Here is a 20,332-nt window from a genome sequence, read left to right as displayed (position 1 = left end):
CTTATTGGTTACCTTGCTGCAGCAGTTCATTGACGTAAGCGTCAATGGCACTGGTGGTATTTGTAATGTTTGAATCGTCACATGCTTTGATGTGCAGTTCTAACTCTTCACAAAGCTGTTTGCCTGGCGTCAGGTTAAGCATGGCAAACACGCCTTTCAGGCGATGCGCTGTCTGAGCAAGCATGGCGTAGTCCTTTTCCGCCGACTCAGTATACAGTCTCTTTACATCAGGCGGTACTGTCTCGGTAAACAGCTGGAAGTAGCCGCCGCTGAGCAGCGGGGTTAATTCCTCGTCTTCTGTACTCTCATCCATGGAATCATGGGCCAGCTGTTGTTCAATCAGGGCCAGCAGCGCATCCTGCAGCGCATTGCTGAGATTGAAGTTGACCCGGTATTGCCGATCGTTTAGCGCGTGGTGACCCAGCTCATCCTCCGCCAGCAGCAGCGCCCAGCCGCTCAGCTTGTTGGGATCGTCGGTCACCAGCACGTCATGTTCCTGGCCTGACAGCCGCTCTTCGGGCGACAGGCAGCGCGCGCCCCAGTTCTCCAGATGGCGGCAGACGATCTTGTAGACATCTTCCACCTCGATCTCGATAAGCGCGGTCACGCCGTCCAGCAGCTTCTCCTCTTCCTCTTCCGGCCGCGGCTCTACCGCCAGCGGAAGCTGAATGCTGTAGCGCGTGCCGATATCCGGTTTCGCGGTAATCTCCAGGCTGCCGCCCATCTGTTTGCACAGCTGCTTACAGAGGAAAAAGGCCATGCCGGACGCCTGACCGTAGCGATCCTGACTGGTTTCGCCGAGGAACGGAAAGTCGGCGTTCGCCAGCTCGTCGACGGTCAGTCCTGCGCCGGTATCCACCAGCTGGATCAGCAAACGCTCCGGATGCGCCTCGTCGGCGCTCACCGTCAGCGAGATCTTGCCCCAGCGCGTGGTGGTCAGCGCATAGTGCATCAGCGTGGCGAGCACTTTACGCAGCGCGCGGCGGTCGCCGAAGCGCTGCTCATCGTTGGGCTGCAGGTTATTCACGACCAGCGACAGCCCCTTGCGGCGCATCAGCGGCAGGCTTTCCAGCGCGATCTCGTCCAGCAGCTCCTGCAGGTTGAAAACGCTGGCGTCAGGCGACCAGTCGTGCGCCTCCAGGCGGTTAAGCAGGACGATATCGTCCACCAGCCGCGCCAGACCCTGACTCTCGTCCAGCAGGTCGAGCACGGTTTCATCTTCGTCGCGCTGGCTGAGCTGCACCAGCTGCGCCACCACGTTTTCCAGCGGACGGTTAAGGGCGTGACCGAGATTTTGCAGCAGCTGCTGGCGCATCTGATGGTTGCGATCCAGCACCTGCTGCGCCTTCTGCAGCTTCTTATTCACCAGCAGCTCGCGATCCTGATCGCGCATCAAAAACAGCTGGGTATGGGGCGACAGCACGCTGCGCGCGTGGCGGATCTCATAGACTTCGTTGTTGATGGTCGCCTGCAGCACGCCCTGATGCTGGTCGGACATATTAATGATTTTTTGCAGATTCAGATGCGGCAAAAGATGTTCTGCGATCTTATTGCTGAGAATGGTGCGGTTGCTGGCGAAGTCATACACCAGCAGGCCGACCGGCAGGCTGGCGACGATCTCTTCGTTCAGTACGCGCAGCGAATCGAGCTCCGCGCTCTGGTTTTCGCTTGGGCGCAGCGACTGCTGGCGCAGCAGCGTCATACCGGTGAAAGAGAGCAGAAACAGCAGCAGATTCACCAGCAGCGGCCACAGCAGATTATGCAGCGTATCCATCATCAGGCTGGTAAGCGGCACGCGATAAACCAGCTGCAGCGGCGTGCTCGGCAGGCTTGCGGCGATCTCCAGGTCAGGATTGACGATGGCGATCTGCGTGCTCTCGCCCTCTTCCGCATCGCTTGCGGCGGGCAGCGCGGCGTCCTGACGCAGCTGGAAGTTTTCAATCGGCATATTCTGCGGCGTCAGATCGTTGATCGGCAGATCGAAGGCGACCACCGTCGCCAGATGGCCCGGCTGATTAAAGGTGGTGCGCAGCGTAAAGTAATGATCGTTCTGGAAAGCGAAGTGGCGCAGCGGCGAGAAGCTTTCACGCTCGTCCAGCGCATTCGCCTGCTGCAGCATTTCGGCGCGGCGACCGTCCACCAGCGAACTGATGGCGCTCTCTTTATAGCGCGTCGCCATATCCTTCAGCGGCAGCGTGGAGATCATAATCAGGCTGTTGTCCTGGCCGTTAAGGAAATACATCGACCAGGTGGGATTTTCCGCGCCCCACAGCGTATCGAGGTAGCTCGACATGCGCATGGTCATATCGAGCGTGCTGCTATCGTGCGAGCCGAAGATCAGCGCTTCGGTTTTGCGGCGGGTTTTTTCCAGATAGTAGACGTCCGGACGCAGCCGCGTCTCCTGCAGGCTGCTATTCGGCGCGCTCCCCGCCGCGCTGGTGGCGAGATTCTCGTAAATTTGCCAGGTGGCGAAGCGATAGGCGTCGATGCGCTTTTGCGTCGCGCGCGCCAGATCGGCCATGGCATAGCGTTTCTCGGTCAGCCAGGCGTTGACCGAGTTATGGACCATAAAGCCCAGCGCCAGCAGCAGCACCAGATTGAAAATCACAAAAAAGCGGGTGACATTGCCGGATGTCACTGGAAACTTAAAGGGCAACATAGCGTGTCAGGCACCTGAAATCATCGCGCAACCAGTCGGGCACTGGCGGCCACAGCCAGCAGCAGCAGCGCGATAAGCAGAAAGGCACCGCTGAGGCTCAGCCATTGAGAAATAAATCCGATTAAGGCCGGACCTGAGAGAATACCCGCATATCCCAGCGTTGTCATGGCGGAAATCCCCAGATTAGAGGGCATATCCCGTTGATTCCCGACAGCATTGAATAACATCGGCACCGTATTAGACAAACCGAAGCCCACCAGCAGGAAAGCGAGCAGCGCCATCTGCGGCCAGGGCAGAAATACCGCCAGCGCCAGGCCGGCCGACGCGATCAGCGCGCCCGTCAGCATCACGGGAAAACGGCCGAAGCGGTGAATAATGCGGTCGCCGGTAAGGCGGCCAATAGTCATCGCCACTGAGAAGATCGCATAGCCGAGTCCGGCGTGCGCGGTGGACATGCCGGGACGCTGCAGCAGCAGCAGCGCGCCCCAGTCGAGCACCGCGCCTTCGGCGAGAAACAGAATAAAGCAGAGCAGGCCGAGGAAGGCGACGAAGCCGCGCGGCACCACCAGCCACGGCTGATCGGGCTGATGCAGGCGCTCGCTCATCAGCGTCGGCAGGCTGGCCGCCAGCAGCAGCGCCATCAGAAGCAGCACCAGCCCTACCGACGCCAGCGGCGACAGCCCGGCGCCGAGCAGCAGGCTAATCGCGCCCGCGCCTAAAATACCGCCGAGGCTAAAAAAGCCGTGGAAGCCGGACATCATCGGCTTGCTGGCCGCTTTTTCCACCTCGACCGCCTGCACGTTCATCGCCACGTCCAGCATGCCCAGCCCGGCGCCGAAAACCATCAGCGTTGCGGCCATCATCCACATGGCTTCCAGCGTCGCCAGCAGCGGCAGCGTCGCCAGAATCACCAGCGTCGAGCCGAGCATGACCCGGCGGCAGCCGAACCGGGCTACCAGCGCGCCGGTCACCGGCATCGCCGCCAGCGAACCGATGCCCAGGCAGAGCAGCAGCGCGCCCAGCGACGCGCCGCTCAGCGCCAGCCGCTGGCTGGCGAACGGCACCAGCGGCGCCCAGGAGGACATGCCGAGACCGGCGATAAGAAAAACAAGGCGTGTTCCCAGGCTGACATGGCTGTGAAGTTTCCTGGGTGGGGCGGCGTCCATTGCGGTCATAGTGATATTCGTGAGTAATAAAGCGACGAAGTGTAGCATCAAAGCCGCAGCCGCATGCGCTGCCGGTGAGGGCAGGGCGGCGATAAACCGGCGTGAAAGTCGGCATTTTAACGACTTTTATCCCGTCTCTGAACTTTTCCAGAACTTTCCTGGCCGCTTTCCGAAAAAGCTGATGACCCTGGCATCTCTTTTCCACCCTGGACGTAACCTCCTTACTCCGTCTGGCCGAGGCTTACGTCGTCAGGCGCTGACTCGCCGCTATCGATAAGGCGATGATATTCTGCACGCTTTATGGCGATATTTTGCGGCGTGCGCAGCAGGGCGATTAAATAAGAGAGGCATCCCATGAGAAGCGTCGCTTTATTACGGTGATAAATTAACATGGGAAATGTTGAGAGGGTTAATTAGCCAGACGTGCGATTATTAGCAATAAATGCCGGCTGTCGGCGACGTTATTTTAGTGTCGTTAATTAAGTTTACTTTCGAAGGTGGCGAGAAGGTCAAATTTCGGGCAAAAAAATGCCGGACATACAGGTCCGGCGGGAAATTAGGGTAAACATCTCATTCGGGGTGAATGAAGGTAATAATGAAATAAATGATGATAGCGGGATCTATTGTATTCTCAGATGACGCATATGTTTTATCATTCAGTGCTCATATAACACCACATGTAACATCATGAAAGTAAAAGTATAAAAAATGATTTGATATTTTGTGCGATAATTTTTATCTATATGTGCTGGTTATTAGTTCCGCAAAATTTACATCTGGAAATAACTGTTTCGCATTATGAAACAGTTTTGGAAATTTCGTAGCATTTTCGTGATGGCTTATTGCGCTTTATAAAATAACAATGGCGTGCCGGCTGAATTTTTAAGCGTTCAGCTCGCAGTGGCAAAAATAAGGCATATAACAGAGGGCAATAAAATGAAACGTCGCGTTCTCTCCCTGATGATCCCTGCGCTGCTGGTCGCAGCGGGTTCTGCAAGCGCAGCGGAAATCTACAATAAAGACGGCAACAAATTAGATCTGTTCGGTAAAGTCGACGGTCTGCACTATTTCTCCGACAACGATGGTAATGACGGCGATCAGTCTTACCTGCGCTTCGGCTTCAAAGGCGAAACCCAGATTTCCAACCAGCTGACCGGTTACGGCCAGTGGGAATATCAGGCGGCGCTGAACACGGCGGAAAGCGAAGGCACCGCTAACAGCTACACGCGCGTCGGCTTCGCCGGTATCAAGTTCGGCGATGCGGGCTCGTTCGACTACGGCCGCAACTACGGCGTGGCATACGACATCGGCGCATGGACCGACGTCCTGCCGGAGTTCGGCGGCGACACCTACGGCGCGGACAACTTTATGTTCCAGCGCGGCAACGGCATGGCGACCTACCGCAACTCTAACTTCTTCGGCCTGGTGGACGGCTGGAACTTCGCCGTTCAGTATCAGGGCAAAAACGACAACCCGAGCCGCGAAACCTCTGGCCGCGACGTGCTGGGCGAGAACGGCGACGGCTGGGGCCTGAGCACCACCTACGATCTGGGCTCCGGCTTCGGCATCGGCGCTGCCATGTTCTCGTCTGACCGCACTAACAATCAGAACGGCGGCGATCCGGCCATTCTGGGTCGCGGCGACAAGGCGGAAGTCTACACCGGCGGCCTGAAGTATGACGCCAACAATATCTACCTGGCGGCGATGTACAGCCGTTCCTACAACGCCACCCGCTTCGGCTCTAGTGACGACGACATCTATGGTTTCGCCGACAAGGCGGATAACTGGGAGCTGGTGGCGCAGTATCAGTTCGACTTCGGCCTGCGTCCGTCTCTGGCGTTCGTGACCTCACGCGGCACCGACATTCAGAACTGGGGCAAACAGAACCTGAAAAAATATGTTGATGTGGGTGCGACCTACTACTTCAACAAAAACATGTCCACCTACGTTGATTACCAGATCAACCTGATGGACGACAATGACTTCACCGACGCGGCCGGCATCAACACCGACGACACCGTGGCGCTGGGTCTGGTTTATCAGTTCTAAACCGCTCAGGAGCGTAGCCTGCGGGCTACGCTCCCCTGTGCAGGATCGCCGTCAGCGCGGCGGCTAAATCCTCGATTACCGCTTCCGCCTCTTCTCCCCGCTGCGCCCGCACGATAGCGCCTTCCGCCAGCAACATAATCTGTCCAGTTTTGCCGCGTTCACTTTGCGCCAGCCTGAGGGCGATGGCGTCCGCCATCTCTTGCTTATGCCGCCGGATCAGCGCGCTGATTTCAGGTAGGCTCTCGCCCAGTTCCGCGCTGGCGTTGATAAAGGCGCAGCCGCGAAAATCCGCTTCGTGAAACCAGCTTTTCAGCGCGGCAGGTAGCGCATCCTGCAGAGAAGGCGTCAGCGCCAGCGCCTGCTGGAACCCCTTCATCCAGCGCTGATGCCGCTGCTCCAGCGCCGCCGCGATCAGCTGATTTTTCGCCGGGAAATGGCGGTAGAAGGTCACTTTGGTCACGCCCGCTTCGGCGATCACGCGATCAACGCCGGTGGCGCGAATGCCCTGCTGGTAGAAGAGCCGCTGCGCCGTAGCCAGGATGCGGTCGCGGGCGGCGGCGGCAGGATCGAAAACAAGCGGAGCGAGCATAATCAGGCCTCCCATTTTTTTAGTAGACAGAATTGTCTACATGCAGCAGAGTAAAGCAAGTAGACAAACCTGTCTACTTACTGACTTTAGCCGCAGGAGACGACAATGCTGCTTCCTCCCTTTGATGAACAGAGCGCAATCGAAAAAGTACGTATGGCGGAAGATGCCTGGAACAGCCGCGATCCGCAGCGGGTGTCGCAGGTTTATAGTCTGGAGACGCGCTGGCGCAACCGCAGCGAAAGCGTGCAGGGGCGTGAAGAGGTGGTGGCCTTTCTCAGCCGCAAATGGATCCGAGAGCTGGATTACCGGCTGATCAAAGAGCTATGGGCGTGGCATGACGACCGGCTGGCGGTGCGCTTTGCCTATGAATGGCATGACGACAGCGGCAACTGGTTCCGCAGCTACGGCAATGAGAACTGGCGCTTCGGCGCTGACGGCCTGATGATCGAACGTTTCGCCTGCATTAACGACCTGCCGATAGCAGCCAGCGAACGACGCTTTCACTGGCCGCTCGGCAGACGCCCGGACGAGCATCCGGGGTTGAGCGAACTGGGGATGTAACTACGACTGCAGCGTCCGCCTGCGGCTGACCGCAGGCGGCGTTTTTGGCTGTGGCGGGGCGCTGCCCTCAAATCCAACCCCCGCCAGGGTGAACGCGGAGAAACTCAGCCACTGCTGCCACTGACCGAACGTTGATGATGATTTACGCATGCTGCACCTCCCGGAATTAAACCCGGTCTAAACAGTGCACTATTCATGCCAGCTCGATCGCTCTCACAGCCACGGATTTCCCGCCTGCTTTGCTACACTGCCGCAGCATTTTGGTGCACATCTGCTCAACGCTGGCGCGCCGCGCCCCAGTCAAGGCGCTTTTGACGCCGCTGTTGCAGCAGCTTAACAATACTGAAAATAAATAGTCCGCCTGCGAACGCGAGAATCAGATAGATCATTGGGGCCTCCTGTTATCAGCCGGTTCCCTGCCAGAGTGGGTCAGGCAGTGCGGGTTTACAAGCCGCTTTTGACTACTTTACTAACGACTTATGCTTTGTTTCAGGCTGGAATATAGCGTTACAGATGAGGGAAGAATGCGATACTGGAATATTCTGCTAATGACAGCGGCAGTTTGCGCCCTGAGCGCCTGCGATAGCAAAACGCCGTCGCAGGCGATGGTGCTGGAAGGCAAAACCATGGGCACGGTGTGGCGCGTGTCGCTGGCGGGCGTCGACGCCGCGCGCAAAGCGACACTGCAGCAGGCGATCCAGCAGCAGCTTGATGCGGATGACCAGACGTTGTCGACCTGGAAACCCGACTCCGTGCTGTCGCGCTTTAACCGCTATCAGGGCGACGCGCCGCAGCCGGTCAGCGCCGATATGGCGGATATCGTCACCGAGGCCTTGCGTATCGGCGCGAAAACCGGCGGCGCGATGGATATCACCGTGGGGCCGCTGGTGAATCTCTGGGGCTTCGGCCCGGCGAAGCAGCCTGCCCACAGCCCGACGGAGGCGGAGATCGCTGCCGCGAAGGCGCAAACCGGGCTACAGCACCTGCGCGTTCTTCAGACGGTGGAAGGACAGTGGCTGCAAAAGGATCTGCCAGGACTCTATGTCGATCTCTCTACTATGGGCGAAGGCTACGCTACCGACCATCTGGCGCGCCTGATGGAGCGCGAAGGGATCAACAACTATCTGGTTTCGGTCGGCGGGGCGGTATTGAGCCGCGGCGAGAACGCGCAGGGCCAGCGCTGGCGCGTGGCGATCCAGAAACCCACCGACAGCGAAAACGCCGTACAGGCGCGGGTTGACCTGCAGGGGCACGGCATCAGCACATCCGGCAGCTATCGCAACTATTATGAACTGGATGGCAAACGTATTTCACACGTCATCGATCCGGCGACCGGCCGCCCCATTGAGCACAAGCTGGTTTCCGCCACGGTGATCGCCACCACGGCGCTGGAAGCTGACGGCTGGGATACCGGCCTGATGGTGCTGGGCAGCGAAAAGGCGAAGGCGCTGGCGCTGCAGCAGCAGCTGGCGGTCTACCTTATCAGTAAAGAGGGCGATAAATTCGTCAGCTGGATGTCGCCGCAGTTCAAAGCCTTTCTGATCGACGACGAGTCGCGGCGCAAGGGGGAATAATGCTTGATCTGTTTAGTGAAGAAGCGCCATGGCAGGAGCCGCTGGCGGACGGCGCGACCATTTTGCGACGCCGCGCGCGCGACGACGCGCCGGCGCTGATCGAGGCGCTGCTGGCGGTGGCGCAGCAGAATCCGTTCCACCATCGCATCACGCCGGGCGGCCACCGCATGTCGGTGGCGATGACCAACTGCGGCGACTTCGGCTGGTCGAGCGACTTGCGCGGCTATCAGTACACCGAGCAGGATGCGGAGAATGGCCGCAAATGGCCGCCGATGCCGCCGCTGTTTCGCCAGCTGGCGCTCGACTGCGCGCGCGAGGCGGGATTCCCGCAGTTCGCGCCCGACGCCTGCCTGATCAACCGCTACGAGCCGGGCGCAAAGCTGACGCTGCATCAGGATAAAGATGAGCGCGATCTGCGTCAGCCGATTGTGTCGGTGTCGCTGGGGCTGCCGGCGGTGTTTCTGTTCGGCGGCTTCGCGCGCGGCGACGCCACCCAGCGCGTGCTGCTGGAGCATGGCGACGTGGTGGTGTGGGGCGGGCCGTCGCGCCTGCGCTACCACGGTATTTTGCCGCTTAAGCCCGGCGATCATCCGCTGGCTGGCGCGTTCCGCTACAACCTGACCTTCCGCCGCGCCTTCTGAGCGCGGCGCGATTGCGAATAACTATTGCTATCATTCCGCATCGCTTTAAACTGCTGGCTGCTTTCCTGACTGCTGGACGTTGTTATGCCGTTGCTCAAGGTTGTTTTTCGCCAGTTTCGCTGGCCTTTTATCGGCGTGATCCTGCTGACGCTGCTCAGCGCCGTGCTCGGCATCGCCATGATCGCCTATATCAACAGCGAAATGATCTCGGCGATCAATACCTCTTTCTCCGTGCTGCCTGGCTTTTTGCTGCAGCTGGTGCTGCTGATGGCGGTGACGCTCGCCGCCCAGCTGGCGCTGACCCTGCTGGGGCACCAGTTTGTCTGGCGGCTGCGCGGCGAATTTATCAAGCGCATTCTGGATACCCGCGTCGAGCGGCTGGAGCAGATCGGCAACGCGCAGCTGCTGGCCGGGCTGACCAGCGATATCCGCGCCATCACTATCGCCTTCGTCCGCCTGCCGGAGCTAATTCAGGGCATTATCATCACGCTGGGATCGGCAATTTATCTCGCCTGGCTCTCGCCTAAAATGCTGATGGTCTCCAGCCTGTGGATGGCGGTCACGCTGGTGGGCGGCTGGCTGCTGGTGTCGCGCGTTTATCGCCATATGGCGAAACTGCGCGAGGTAGAAGATGACCTCTACCGCGATTTCCAGACGGTGACGGAAGGGCGCAAAGAGCTGCACCTGAACCGCGAGCGCGCCCAGCTAATCTACGAAACCGTTTATCAGGAAGATGCGAAAGCCTACCGTCACCATATCGTGCGCGCCGACACCTACCACCTCAGCGCGGTGAACTGGTCGAATATCATGACGCTCGGCGCTATCGGCATGGTGTTTTTTATGGCCAATAGCCTGGGCTGGGCGAACACCGCAGTGGCGGCGACCTTCTCGCTCACGCTGCTGTTTCTGCGCACGCCGCTGCTGTCTGCGGTCGGCGCGCTGCCGACGTTGCTCAGCGCCCAGGTGGCGTTCCGCAAGCTTAACGCCTTCGATCTGGCGCCCTATCAGGAGGGCTTCTATACGCTGCCGCCGCTGGCGGAGTGGCATACGCTGGAGCTGCGCGACGTCTGCTTCCACTACGGACAAAACGGTTTCGAAGTCGGCCCCATCAACCTGACGCTGCGGCGCGGCGAGCTGGTGTTTTTGATCGGCGGCAACGGCAGCGGCAAATCGACGCTGGCGATGCTGCTGACCGGCCTCTACCAGCCGCACAGCGGCACGCTGCTGCTGGACGGCGAGCCAATCGGCGCGGACGAGCTGGATCGCTGGCGCAAACATTTCTCGGCGGTGTTTACCGACGTGCATCTGTTCGATCGGCTGATTGGACGGGAAGGCGTGCCGGCTAATCCTAAGCTGGTGCAGGCCTGGCTTGAGCGGCTGAAGATGCAGGACAAGCTGAAAATCGAGGGCAATAAAATCCTCAATCTGCAGCTGTCGAAAGGGCAGAGCAAGCGGGTGGCGCTGCTGCTGGCGGCGGCGGAAGAGCGCGACGTGCTGCTGCTGGACGAATGGGCGGCGGATCAGGATCCCCACTTCCGCCGCGTCTTCTATCGCGAACTGCTCCCCTGGCTGCAGGCGTCGGGTAAAACCGTGTTCGCCATCAGCCACGACGACCACTATTTTATCCATGCCGACCGGCTGCTGGAGATGCGCGAAGGCAAACTCAGCGAGCTGACCGGACGCGAGCGTGACATGGCCACGCTCGACGCGGTGCAGCGCACCGACGTGGCTTATCAATATCAACAGGATGAAAAAGCTTAGCGGAAAGGGTTAGTGGCGCGGCGTGGGTTGCAAGCGTTAAGCTGACCTCAGCAAAAACAGCGTTTTTGCTTCCCTGGAATATTTTCTGTCGTCTTGTGTTTGTACCGGCTTAGCCCCTTTGCTAAGCCGGTTTTTTATTGCCCGCGACAGGATGGGTCAGCAGCGTGAGCACCCGATCCGCCTCCAGCTGAAATTCCGCCTCCAGCCGCGTACCGGCAACAAACGCCGCGCTAAAGCTATGGTTCAGCACCAGCACCGCTTTGCCTGCGGCGATATCCATCTCCAGCAGGCTCGCCTGAGGAAAATCCATCGGCTGATGCAGCTGCGGCCACAGCGCTTTATACAGACTCTCTTTCAGCGAAAACAGTAGCGTTGCGGCCTGCGCAAAGGGCAGCGGCAGCGCGCGCAGCCGCGCCTCCTCCTGGTCGCTCATCAGCAGCGCGGCGGTTTCCTCTGCGGTGCGCAGGCTCATCACGCTTTCAATATCGACGCCGATGCCGAGCGGCTGCCGGGTCACGGCCAGCGCCGCCGCGCCGTCGGTGTGCGACAGGGACGCCTGTACGCCTGGCGGCCAGATGGGCGACCGGTCGCTGTGGTTTTGCAGCAGAAAGTCAGGGATGCCAATCCGGGCTATCACCTCGCGCGCCAGCCAACGGCTGGCCAGGTATTCGGCGCGGCGCTTTTTTACCGCCTGCCGCAAAGCGGATGGAAGAGGGAGATCCCAGCGCGCGCTGAAGCTGTCGTCATAGAGAGTCAGGTCGAAGCGCGCCTGCGCCAGCAGAACATCGCCGCGGCGCAGGTGCGCGGAGCGAATAAAGCCGCCTTCAGGCGGCGGCAGAGAAATGATCTGAGGATTCATCAGGTTCCAGGGCGGCGCAAAAGGGCATTAAAGCAGCCCGCCATGGTCGGAGCAACCGCTTAGTCGTTCGGCGGAATGGCAAAGCCCTTTACGGAAACCACGAAGTGATGGTGACCCTTAGTGATGCGCGCGCCGCGATCGCACCAGCGCGAGGCCAGGCGAAAAAAATCGTCGCTGCCGATATTGTAAGCCAGTTCCACTTTGCTGACGCCTGAATGAAGCAGTTCTTCCGCATCCTGCAGGCTCTTCGCTTTGATAACCATAGTGACATCCATCCGAAATTCAGAAGCATTAAGAGTAAGGAATGTTTATGACAGTTTTGTTTCACTAAGGTTAAAAAGCGCGGCGGCCTGCGATTTTTGTGAAGAAGATCAGCGTCAATCGCACAGAGTAAGCGGCTGAAGAGGTAAGCGATATTTTATTCCGTGGGTAAAAAGCTGACCGCTCTGGCGCGGCTGTGACCAGCAAAAAGGCCGCGCATGGCGGCCTTAGTGGGTTACTGCTTTTGATCCGGTTCAGGACGTTTATCGCCTGACTCGGGCGCGTTAGTTGGATCGTCTTTTTCAATATAATGCATAAACTCTCCTCTTCGTTACCCACACAGAATTCAGTATAGACCATGTTTCTGCGCGCAAAGTGCGGAAGCCGCAGGAGCGCTGGACGGCTAACGGCAGGCATAAAAAAAGCAGCCTTAACAGGCTGCTTTAGTTGGGAATTTTGGTCGGCACGAGAGGATTTGAACCTCCGACCCCTGACACCCCATGACAGTGCGCTACCAGGCTGCGCTACGTGCCGAACAGTGGGGCTTAGTCTACTGTTTCTCTGGCGGAATGCAAGCAGCAGCCGTCTAACTGCCTCATAAATAATCAGTTAGCGATAAAACGCTTCTCTTCCGTCAGCACCTGCAGCAGTAACGCCAGCTGCGGCTTATGATCTTTCAGGGCGTTGCCCTTCGCATCATAAGCGCGATAGCTGCCGTTATTATTGAGCACCAGCGTCACCTGCGGCGTCGTCACCACCAGACGATTATCTTCACTGCTGGCGACCCAGTTGTGGCGGCGCTGTGCGGCGAAGAGATCTTCCCCTTGCGAATAGTTCACCGGATTGGTGCGCACGTGCAGCAGGCGCTGCATCAGCGTCGCCATCACATCCTGATGATCGGTAAGGCGATCGATGGTCTGCGCGGGAGTGTCCGGCCAGTGGATCACCAGCGGAACCTGCAGGTTCGCGCGGTTGCCCACGCTATCAGCGTTGCCGTCCAGCGCGATACCCTGCTGCGCGGTGATCACCACCACGGTATTTTTCAGCAGATCGCGCTGCTCCAGCGCGGCGAGCACGCTATGAATTTGCTCATCGATGGCGGCAGCCTGACGCAGGTAGCTACGCTGACGCGTTTTCGCCGGGGCGCCGCTCAGATCGACGCCGTCCAGCGCCAGCCAGGAGAACCACGGATTGCCGTCGCCTTTCTGCCCGTTCAGCCAGTTCTGCCACTGGGTGACGGTGCTGGCGTTAGGCTGACTGTCAGTAGCGGGCAGGCTATAGTCCGTCAGCAGCGCCTGGCGATAGAGCGGCTGGTTGAAGCCTTCGGAGGAGAAAAGCCCGAACTGGTAGCCCTGCGAACTTAGCGCTCCCAGCAATGCCGACGGGGTGCGCGCCGACAGCACGCCGTCCATATAGCTGGCGGAAATACCGTAGAACAGGCCAAACAGCCCTTTTTCCGGCAGGTCGCCCGCGCTGAAGTGCTGGGTAAAGCGCAGGTTATCGCCGGCAAACTGATTAAGCTGCGGCAGCGCTTTCGCCATGTCGCCGGCGTTCAGCGACTTCACGGTGATCACCAGCAGGTTATTGCGCGTGCCGCCGTCGCGGAAGGCGATATCGCTGAGCGGATACTGCACCGACACCGCTTCCGGATCGCCCTGCTGGATCAGACGCTGCTGGTAAGCCTGCGCGTCCAGCAGACCGTGGCGCTCGAGGAAACGTCGCGCGGTCATCGGATAGGAGAGCGGCAGATTAGCGCGCTGCATGGTAATCGGACGATAGAAGTTGGCGTCGGCCCAGATATAGAGCAGATGGCTGGCGAAAAAGGCGCTGATAAACAGCGCCGCCAGCGGCTTGCCGAACGAGCGCCGGTTCAGGCTGCGCAGCTTCTGCCAGCTCCAGGTGGCGAACAGCATCTCCACGAGGAAAATCAGCGGCACGCTGATAAACATCAGCTGCCAGTCGCGCGCCATCTCGCTCTGGTCAGGGTTGATCACCAGCTCCCACACCACCGGATTAAGGTGGAGATGGAAGCGGTTGAACACCGCGCTGTCGACCATAATCAGCGTCAGCCCGACGGTGGCGATAATCGCCGACAAGACGCGCAGCAGCCGCTGCGACATCACCACAAACGTGAGCGGAAATATCGCCAGCAGATAGACGGCGAAGACAATAAAGCTGAAGTGGCCGATCCAGCTGCTGAAGGCGTAAATGCGCCCCGCGAGCGACGCGGGCCAGTCGGCCACCACCAGATAGCGGCTGCCTAAAATCAACGCGAATAAAATATTAAACAGAGCAAACCAGTGCCCCCAGCTGATCATCTGGGAGACTTTTTCGCGGTAGCGCTGCCGGTTGGTTACCATATTATGCGATCAAATCAGCGATTAATGGGCGTTGTCGTCGCGGACGGAGGCCTGCAGGGCTTCCGCGAAAGAACGTGCCAGCGAACGGCGCTGCGCCGGCGCAACGTCGCTGTTGATCACGTTGGTCACCATATTGCCCAGCACCATCAGTGAAAGGTCGGTCGGCGCATTGTCTTTCTGCAGCACCTGGGCCAGTTGCGCGAGGAGTTTTTCCACGCGTTCGTCGCTGTAACGGGATGATTGTGGCATATCGTCGACTAATCTCGTTTCAAAAGGCGGTATAGTACCGTAACGACAGGTTTTTTACCGCAATTTTATCGAAAGCGCATCGATCGGCTAAAGCATGGAGTTGAAAGCCGATGCGGGCGGTGTTTGAATACGCGCCTGAACTAAAAGGAGAGTCTACCATGAGTCTGGATATCGACCAGATTGCCCTGCATCAGCTGATCAAGCGCGACGAGAATCAGCTTGAGCTGGTACTGCGCGATACGCTGCTGCCCGCCAACGCCACCGTGGAAGCGATGGTAGAAGAGCTGCATCGCGTCTACAGCGCAAAAAACAAAGCCTACGGCCTGTTTAACGAAGAGAGCGAACTGGCGGAGGCGCTGCGCAACTGCCGCAAAGGCAATGATGACTTCCTGGCGTTCAGCCGCGCGGCGACCGGTCGCCTGCGCGACGAGCTGGCTAAATATCCTTTCGCCGAAGGCGGGGTAGTGCTGTTTGTGCACTACCGCTATCTGGCGGTGGAATATCTGCTGATCGCGGTGCTCAACAGCCAGCGCAGCATGCGCGTCAACGAGCAGCTCGACATCAGCAGCACCCACTATCTCGACATTAACCATGCCGACATCGTCGCGCGCATCGACCTGACCGAATGGGAGCTGACGCCGGAATCCACGCGCTATCTGACCTTCCTGCGCGGCCGCGTAGGGCGCAAAGTCGCCGACTTCTTTATGGACTTCCTCGGCGCCAGCGTCGGCCTGGATACCAAAGCGCAGAACCGCGGCCTGCTGCAGGCGGTGGACGACTACTGCGCGGAGTCGGATCTGGATAAGAGCGAGCGGCAGAACTATCGCCAGCAGGTTTACAGCTACTGCAACGAACAGCTGCAGGCGGGCGAGGAGATTGCGCTGGAGGATCTGTCGAAGGAGCTGCCGCCGCTCGGCGAGAAATCGTTCCAGGCCTTTACGCAGGAGCAGGGCTACGAGCTGGAAGAGCACTTCCCGGCGGATCGCAGCACGCTGCGCCAGCTGACCAAATTCGCCGGCAGCGGCGGCGGTCTGACGCTCAATTTTGACGCCGGGCTGTTGGGCGAGCGCGTTTTCTGGGATCCGGCGACTGATACCTTAACGATTAAGGGCACACCGCCAAACCTGCGCGATCAGCTGCAGCGCCGCACCAGCGGCAAGTAGGCCTTCAGCCAGCTAAAAAAAAACGCCGCATAAGCGGCGTTTTTCATATCGATTCGTAGGCGATTACGCGCGGACGAAGTCGATGTGGTGCAGTTTTGGCTTGAACGGGTGACGCTGAACAGCCTGCACTTTAACGTTGGTTTCTTTACCGTCGACAACCAGAGTCAGCACGTCGGTGTAGAAGCCTGGTTTGGTCTGCAGGTTCATCACGGCGTCGTGATCCAGTTCGATAGAAACAGCGGCTTCGCTGCCACCATAGATGATGGCCGGGAATTTGTTCGCTGTGCGCAGGCGGCGGCTCGCACCCTTACCCTGCTCTTTACGTACTTCTGCGTTGATGGTCAACATGGTTATGTCTCTTCAATAATTCCTGCTACAGGCGACCCAGCAGCAGGAGGGTTGTTCAAAGGCAATTGCGAATGCAAAAGCGGGCGGCAGTATAGCGGTAATGGGCGATGCGGGCAAATGATTCCGCCGCTTAGCGCAGCTCATTGGCGCGGCGGAAGCGGCCCTGATAGTCGAAAACTTTCTCGCGCACCTGCCAGAATTGTCCTTTCGCGCGCGCCACCACGAAATCGGGATGGCGCAGCAGCGGCTGCAGCGCCACCACGTCGGCGGCGCTTTGCCAGCCGAGCGGCACGCCAGGCGCGCGCTGATGCGGCCGCATAAAGAGCTGCTCGAACGCCTTGCGCTGCGCGGGCGTGCGCAGGCGGAAGCGTTCATCGACGCTGGTGCCGTCTTCGTCGAAATAGGTCGCCTTCAGCCACTCGCCCTTATCGTCGCGGCCGTGCGTCAGCGTCATGCCGCCGCAGCGCAGCACCAGCGCGTCCTTGAGCTTTAGCGCCGCCTTCAGCATATCGTCGGGATCCACCAGTATTTTGTCGCACTGGTGACAGCGCCGCGCCGCGATATCGTTCTCCGCGCCGCAGTCGGGACAGCTTTTAAAGCGAAAGCGAAAATCGCACTGCTCGCGGTGGCCTTCGTCATCTTCCAGCACGCCCTGACAGCGGCGGCCGAAGTGCTCGATAATCATGCCGTCTGCGGTAGTTTTGCCCCAGAAGGTATTGGCGAAGCCGCAGGCGGGACAGAACACCTGCACCGGCTCATTGTCGCTGGCGCCTTTCGGCGCGCCCACTTCCGGGGTAAAGAGATCGTGCGGGTTGCCGGCATAGTCCAGTATCAGGCAGTCGGTCTTGCCGGGCGACAGGCGCAGCCCGCGTCCGACGATCTGCTGATAGAGGCTGACCGACTCGGTAGGGCGCAAAATGGCGATCAGATCGACGTGCGGCGCATCGAAGCCGGTGGTCAGCACCGCGACGTTGACCAGAAATTTCAGCTGCTGCGCCTTAAAGGCGGCGATGGTGGCGTCGCGCTCTTTCGCCGGCGTCTCCGCCGAAATCAGCGCGCTGTTGGCGGGCAGCAGCGACAGGATCTCGCGTGCGTGCTCCACCGTCGAGGCAAATACCATCACGCCGCGCCGATCCTCGGCGAACTCCACGATCTGGCTGATGATATGCGGCGTTACGCGCTGCTGCTGCTTCAGCTCGCGATTGAGATCCGCCTCGCTGAACAGGCCATTAGCCTGCGCCGTCAGGCGGCTGAAATCATACTGCACCACCGGCATATCGAGCCGCTCCGGCTCCACCAGAAAGCCGTGCTTGATCATGTAGCGCAGCGGCAGCTCGTAGATGCAGTCGCGGAACAGCACCTTCTCATCGCCGCGCACCATGCCGTGATAGTGGAAGTGATAGATCCAGCCTTTGCCGAGGCGAAACGGGGTCGCCGTCAGGCCCAGCAGACGCAGCTGCGGATTATGCTGGCGCAGGTGGCTGAAGATCTGCTGATACTGGCTGTTGTCGTCGTCGCTGATGCGGTGGCACTCGTCGACGATCACCAGCGAAAAGGCGCTGTCGAACTGCGCCAGATTGCGCGCCACCGACTGCACGCTGCCGAACACCACCTTGCGCTGGCTCTCTTTACGCTGCAGGCCGGCGGCGAAGATATCCGCTTCCAGCCCGTAAGCCTGATATTTGCCGTGATTCTGCTCCACCAGCTCTTTGACGTGCGCCAGCACCAGCACGCGTCCGCGCGCCAGCCGCGCCAGCTCGGCGATCACCAGACTTTTGCCGGCGCCGGTGGGCAGCACGATCACCGCCGGTTCGGCGTGGCGACGAAAATGGTTGAGGGTCGCGTTAACCGCGTCTTGCTGATAGGGACGTAGAGTAAAAGCCATGGCCGATCACTTTTGTCAAACTGAACCAGATTATGCCATGAAATCGCATGGAACGCTCTGGGCGGCAGCCTCGGTTCAGGCTATACTTCCCGCACTTTTTCAACGGGTAAAACCCCGTTTCAGTTTCCCTCCGCAGTAACAGGCAAAGCGAATTCATGCGACTCGATAAATTCATCTCTCAGCAACTGGAAGTCAGCCGGGCTATCGCCGGCCGTGAAATCCGGGGGCAAAAAGTCACCGTTAACGGCGAAGTGGTGCGCGACACCGCCTTCAAAATCCTGCCCGAGCATGAGGTGGAATATGACGGCAATCCGCTGCAGCTGCAGGTGGGCCCGCGCTACTTTATGCTGAACAAGCCGCAGGGCTATGTCTGCTCTACTGACGACCCCGATCACCCGACCATCCTCTACTTTATCGAAGAGCCGACCGCGTGGAAGCTGCACGCCGCGGGACGCCTTGATATCGACACCACCGGGCTGGTGCTGCTGACCGACGACGGCCAGTGGTCGCACCGCATTACCTCGCCGCGCCACCACTGCGAGAAAACCTACCGCGTGACGCTGGAGCATCCCGTCGCCGCGGATGTGGCGCAGCAGTTCGCCGAGGGCATTCAGCTGCACGGCGAAAAATCGCTGACCCAGCCGGCGCAAATGGAAGAAATTACGCCGACCGAGGTGCTGCTGACCCTTAGCGAGGGGCGCTACCATCAGGTGAAGCGCATGTTTGCCGCGGTCGGCAACCGCGTGGTCGGGCTGCATCGCGAACGTATCGGCGGCATCGTGCTGGATGACGATCTGGATCCGGGCGAATATCGTCCGCTGACGGAAGATGAAATTAACAGCGTCGGGCTGCCCGACGAGTTAAAACAGAAATAGCGGAGCGGCCGTGCGCAAGGATAAAAACTCAGCTGCTGGACTGGTGGTGATTCTGGGATTGCTGGCGATGCTGATGCCGCTTTCCATCGATATGTACCTGCCCGCGATGCCGCAGATCGCCCGCGAATTCGGCGTGTCGGCAGGCAGCGTGCAGATGACGCTTAACCTCTATATCCTGGGGTTCGCCATCGGCCAGCTGGTGTATGGCCCGCTGGCGGACAGCTACGGCCGTAAGCCGGTGATCGTGCTCGGCACGCTGATTTTTGCCTGCGCGGCGGCGGCCTGCGCGCTGTCGCAGTCTATCGATCAACTGATCCTGATGCGTTTTCTGCACGGCCTCTCCGCGGCGGCGGCCAGCGTGGTGATCAACGCCCTGATGCGCGACAGCTACTCGAAAGAGGATTTCTCACGCATGATGTCGTTCGTCATGCTGATCACCACCATCGCGCCGCTGCTGGCGCCGATTATCGGCGGCTGGCTGCTGCTGGCGTGGAGCTGGCACGCGATTTTCTGGGCGCTGTCGATCGCCGCCTTGATTACCACGGTGATGGTGATGACCCAGATCCGCGAGACGCTCAGGCCGGAGCAGCGTCAGCGTTTTCACCTGCGCACCATGCTGGGCAACTTCGTCACGCTGTTTCGCCACAAGCGCGCCTTCAGCTATATGCTGGCGAGCGGCTTCTCCTTTGCCGGGCTGTTTACCTTTCTCAACGCCGGCCCGTTCGTCTATATCGAGGTCAATCACGTTTCGCCGCAGAATTTTGGCTACTACTTTGCGCTGAACGTGGTGTTTCTGTTTGTGATGACGCTGATCAACAGCCGCGCGGTGCGCCGCTTTGGTCCACTGGCGATGTTCCGCGCCGGGCTGGTGATCCAGTTTGCGATGGGCGTCTGGCTGCTGGCGGTAAGTGCGCTGCATATGGGATTTATTCCGCTGGTGCTCGGCATCGCCATGTTTATCGGCTGCGTCTCGATGGTCTCCTCCAACGCCATGGCGGTGATCCTCGACGAATTCCCCCATATGGCGGGCACCGCGTCGTCGCTGGCGGGCACGCTGCGTTTCGGCGTGGGCGCGCTGGTGGGCGCGCTGCTGTCGACGGCCAGTTTTAACAGCGCCTGGCCGATGGTGGGCACCATTGCGGCGTGCGCCACATGCTCAATGCTTTTCTTTTTGTACGCCTCGCGTCCTCGCGCAATCAGACACTAACCCGATCGTTCTTTCAGACAGCTGACAAAGTCAGAAAAGCAGGGTGGCATGGTCCGAAGAGCAAAGCGTCCCGCGCCATGGACGGCGCGGGCCGAGCGCGCATGGATGCCTTGAGCGACTTTGCG

Annotated in this window: 17 protein-coding genes and 1 tRNA gene; 8 read left to right on the top strand and 10 right to left on the bottom strand. The window is 59.5% G+C overall.

The window, feature by feature from the left end; genetic code table 11:
• Position 1: 1 nt before the first annotated feature.
• Complete coding sequence (gene rcsD, locus AC6I7Z_RS13385; RefSeq protein WP_497815447.1) at positions 2-2,656, bottom strand: phosphotransferase RcsD; 2,655 nt, start codon at positions 2,654-2,656, stop codon at positions 2-4.
• A gap of 23 nt (positions 2,657-2,679) precedes the next feature.
• Complete coding sequence (locus AC6I7Z_RS13380) at positions 2,680-3,834, bottom strand: MFS transporter (protein WP_497814586.1); 1,155 nt, start codon at positions 3,832-3,834, stop codon at positions 2,680-2,682.
• Between the two features lie 927 nt (positions 3,835-4,761).
• On the opposite strand from AC6I7Z_RS13380, the gene ompC reads away from it, so the two are divergent.
• Positions 4,762-5,874: a porin OmpC gene (ompC, locus tag AC6I7Z_RS13375; protein ID WP_497814585.1), complete on the top strand. Its 1,113-nt coding sequence runs from the start codon at positions 4,762-4,764 to the stop codon at positions 5,872-5,874.
• A 25-nt stretch (positions 5,875-5,899) separates the two neighbouring features.
• Here the strand turns inward: ompC and AC6I7Z_RS13370 are convergent, their stop codons facing one another.
• Entirely contained in the window at positions 5,900-6,463 is a 564-nt protein-coding gene (locus AC6I7Z_RS13370; RefSeq protein ID WP_497814584.1) for a TetR/AcrR family transcriptional regulator, read from the bottom strand.
• Positions 6,464-6,568: 105 nt separating this feature from the next.
• Here AC6I7Z_RS13370 and AC6I7Z_RS13365 point away from each other — a divergent pair, with 105 nt between their 5' ends.
• The 4 genes from AC6I7Z_RS13365 to AC6I7Z_RS13350 all read left to right on the top strand — a co-directional run bounded on the left by AC6I7Z_RS13365 (position 6,569) and on the right by AC6I7Z_RS13350 (position 11,000).
• On the top strand, positions 6,569-7,024 hold the full coding sequence (locus tag AC6I7Z_RS13365) for a nuclear transport factor 2 family protein (protein WP_497814583.1): 456 nt from the start codon (positions 6,569-6,571) through the stop codon (positions 7,022-7,024).
• Between the two features lie 548 nt (positions 7,025-7,572).
• Positions 7,573-8,598 carry an FAD:protein FMN transferase ApbE gene (gene apbE, locus AC6I7Z_RS13360; RefSeq protein WP_497814582.1) on the top strand — a complete coding sequence of 342 codons (1,026 nt, stop codon included), beginning with the start codon at positions 7,573-7,575 and terminating at the stop codon, positions 8,596-8,598.
• Entirely contained in the window at positions 8,598-9,239 is a 642-nt protein-coding gene (alkB, locus tag AC6I7Z_RS13355) for a DNA oxidative demethylase AlkB (protein ID WP_497814581.1), read from the top strand. Before apbE ends, alkB begins: the two co-directional genes overlap by 1 nt.
• 84 nt (positions 9,240-9,323) lie before the next feature.
• Positions 9,324-11,000 carry a multidrug ABC transporter permease/ATP-binding protein gene (locus AC6I7Z_RS13350; RefSeq protein ID WP_497814580.1) on the top strand — a complete coding sequence of 559 codons (1,677 nt, stop codon included), beginning with the start codon at positions 9,324-9,326 and terminating at the stop codon, positions 10,998-11,000.
• Positions 11,001-11,121: 121 nt separating this feature from the next.
• Here the strand turns inward: AC6I7Z_RS13350 and AC6I7Z_RS13345 are convergent, their stop codons facing one another.
• From AC6I7Z_RS13345 to AC6I7Z_RS13325, 5 genes are all read right to left on the bottom strand, one after another.
• Positions 11,122-11,859, bottom strand: coding sequence for a 4'-phosphopantetheinyl transferase family protein (locus AC6I7Z_RS13345; protein WP_497814579.1), 738 nt, complete (start codon positions 11,857-11,859; stop codon positions 11,122-11,124).
• A 59-nt stretch (positions 11,860-11,918) separates the two neighbouring features.
• Entirely contained in the window at positions 11,919-12,122 is a 204-nt protein-coding gene (locus AC6I7Z_RS13340) for a hypothetical protein (RefSeq protein ID WP_033750392.1), read from the bottom strand.
• 455 nt (positions 12,123-12,577) lie between these two features.
• Positions 12,578-12,654, bottom strand: a tRNA-Pro gene (locus tag AC6I7Z_RS13335).
• Between the two features lie 71 nt (positions 12,655-12,725).
• Positions 12,726-14,480 carry an LPS biosynthesis-modulating metalloenzyme YejM gene (gene yejM / locus AC6I7Z_RS13330; protein ID WP_497814578.1) on the bottom strand — a complete coding sequence of 585 codons (1,755 nt, stop codon included), beginning with the start codon at positions 14,478-14,480 and terminating at the stop codon, positions 12,726-12,728.
• Between the two features lie 21 nt (positions 14,481-14,501).
• Complete coding sequence (locus AC6I7Z_RS13325; protein WP_033750387.1) at positions 14,502-14,729, bottom strand: YejL family protein; 228 nt, start codon at positions 14,727-14,729, stop codon at positions 14,502-14,504.
• A gap of 158 nt (positions 14,730-14,887) precedes the next feature.
• On the opposite strand from AC6I7Z_RS13325, the gene yejK reads away from it, so the two are divergent.
• The gene (gene yejK / locus AC6I7Z_RS13320) at positions 14,888-15,892 is read left to right on the top strand and encodes a nucleoid-associated protein YejK (RefSeq protein WP_497814577.1); all 1,005 of its coding nucleotides are present in this window, start codon (positions 14,888-14,890) and stop codon (positions 15,890-15,892) included.
• Positions 15,893-15,955: 63 nt separating this feature from the next.
• Here yejK and rplY read toward each other — a convergent pair whose 3' ends face one another.
• The gene (gene rplY / locus AC6I7Z_RS13315) at positions 15,956-16,240 is read right to left on the bottom strand and encodes a 50S ribosomal protein L25 (RefSeq protein WP_497814576.1); all 285 of its coding nucleotides are present in this window, start codon (positions 16,238-16,240) and stop codon (positions 15,956-15,958) included.
• A 130-nt stretch (positions 16,241-16,370) separates the two neighbouring features.
• Positions 16,371-18,125: a DNA repair helicase RadD gene (gene radD, locus AC6I7Z_RS13310; RefSeq protein WP_497814575.1), complete on the bottom strand. Its 1,755-nt coding sequence runs from the start codon at positions 18,123-18,125 to the stop codon at positions 16,371-16,373.
• 155 nt (positions 18,126-18,280) lie between these two features.
• On the opposite strand from radD, the gene rsuA reads away from it, so the two are divergent.
• Together rsuA and AC6I7Z_RS13300 are read left to right on the top strand one after the other, a co-directional pair.
• A complete protein-coding gene (gene rsuA / locus AC6I7Z_RS13305; RefSeq protein WP_497814574.1) occupies positions 18,281-19,000 on the top strand; it encodes a 16S rRNA pseudouridine(516) synthase RsuA in 720 nt (239 codons plus the stop codon).
• A gap of 10 nt (positions 19,001-19,010) precedes the next feature.
• The gene (locus AC6I7Z_RS13300) at positions 19,011-20,207 is read left to right on the top strand and encodes a Bcr/CflA family multidrug efflux MFS transporter (RefSeq protein WP_497814573.1); all 1,197 of its coding nucleotides are present in this window, start codon (positions 19,011-19,013) and stop codon (positions 20,205-20,207) included.
• The last annotated feature ends 125 nt before the right edge of the window (positions 20,208-20,332 follow it).

Source organism: Pantoea sp. X-Soil-MYKO-1289, from assembly GCF_059730625.1.
Note: the sequence above shows the minus strand (reverse complement) of the source record. Positions and strands in the feature narration are given on the sequence as shown.

Excerpts from the sequence above, each read along its gene's own strand:
- ompC (WP_497814585.1), top strand. The coding sequence starts at position 4,762 with ATGAAACGTCGCGTTCTCTCCCTGATGATCCCTGCGCTGCTGGTCGCA.
- AC6I7Z_RS13350 (WP_497814580.1), top strand. The coding sequence starts at position 9,324 with ATGCCGTTGCTCAAGGTTGTTTTTCGCCAGTTTCGCTGGCCTTTTATC.
- AC6I7Z_RS13325 (WP_033750387.1), bottom strand. The coding sequence starts at position 14,729 with ATGCCACAATCATCCCGTTACAGCGACGAACGCGTGGAAAAACTCCTC.
- yejM (WP_497814578.1), bottom strand. The coding sequence starts at position 14,480 with ATGGTAACCAACCGGCAGCGCTACCGCGAAAAAGTCTCCCAGATGATC.
- AC6I7Z_RS13365 (WP_497814583.1), top strand. The coding sequence starts at position 6,569 with ATGCTGCTTCCTCCCTTTGATGAACAGAGCGCAATCGAAAAAGTACGT.
- rsuA (WP_497814574.1), top strand. The coding sequence starts at position 18,281 with ATGCGACTCGATAAATTCATCTCTCAGCAACTGGAAGTCAGCCGGGCT.
- AC6I7Z_RS13370 (WP_497814584.1), bottom strand. The coding sequence starts at position 6,463 with ATGCTCGCTCCGCTTGTTTTCGATCCTGCCGCCGCCGCCCGCGACCGC.
- radD (WP_497814575.1), bottom strand. The coding sequence starts at position 18,125 with ATGGCTTTTACTCTACGTCCCTATCAGCAAGACGCGGTTAACGCGACC.
- AC6I7Z_RS13380 (WP_497814586.1), bottom strand. The coding sequence starts at position 3,834 with ATGACCGCAATGGACGCCGCCCCACCCAGGAAACTTCACAGCCATGTC.
- rplY (WP_497814576.1), bottom strand. The coding sequence starts at position 16,240 with ATGTTGACCATCAACGCAGAAGTACGTAAAGAGCAGGGTAAGGGTGCG.
- apbE (WP_497814582.1), top strand. The coding sequence starts at position 7,573 with ATGACAGCGGCAGTTTGCGCCCTGAGCGCCTGCGATAGCAAAACGCCG.
- yejK (WP_497814577.1), top strand. The coding sequence starts at position 14,888 with ATGAGTCTGGATATCGACCAGATTGCCCTGCATCAGCTGATCAAGCGC.
- AC6I7Z_RS13340 (WP_033750392.1), bottom strand. The coding sequence starts at position 12,122 with ATGGTTATCAAAGCGAAGAGCCTGCAGGATGCGGAAGAACTGCTTCAT.
- AC6I7Z_RS13345 (WP_497814579.1), bottom strand. The coding sequence starts at position 11,859 with ATGAATCCTCAGATCATTTCTCTGCCGCCGCCTGAAGGCGGCTTTATT.
- alkB (WP_497814581.1), top strand. The coding sequence starts at position 8,598 with ATGCTTGATCTGTTTAGTGAAGAAGCGCCATGGCAGGAGCCGCTGGCG.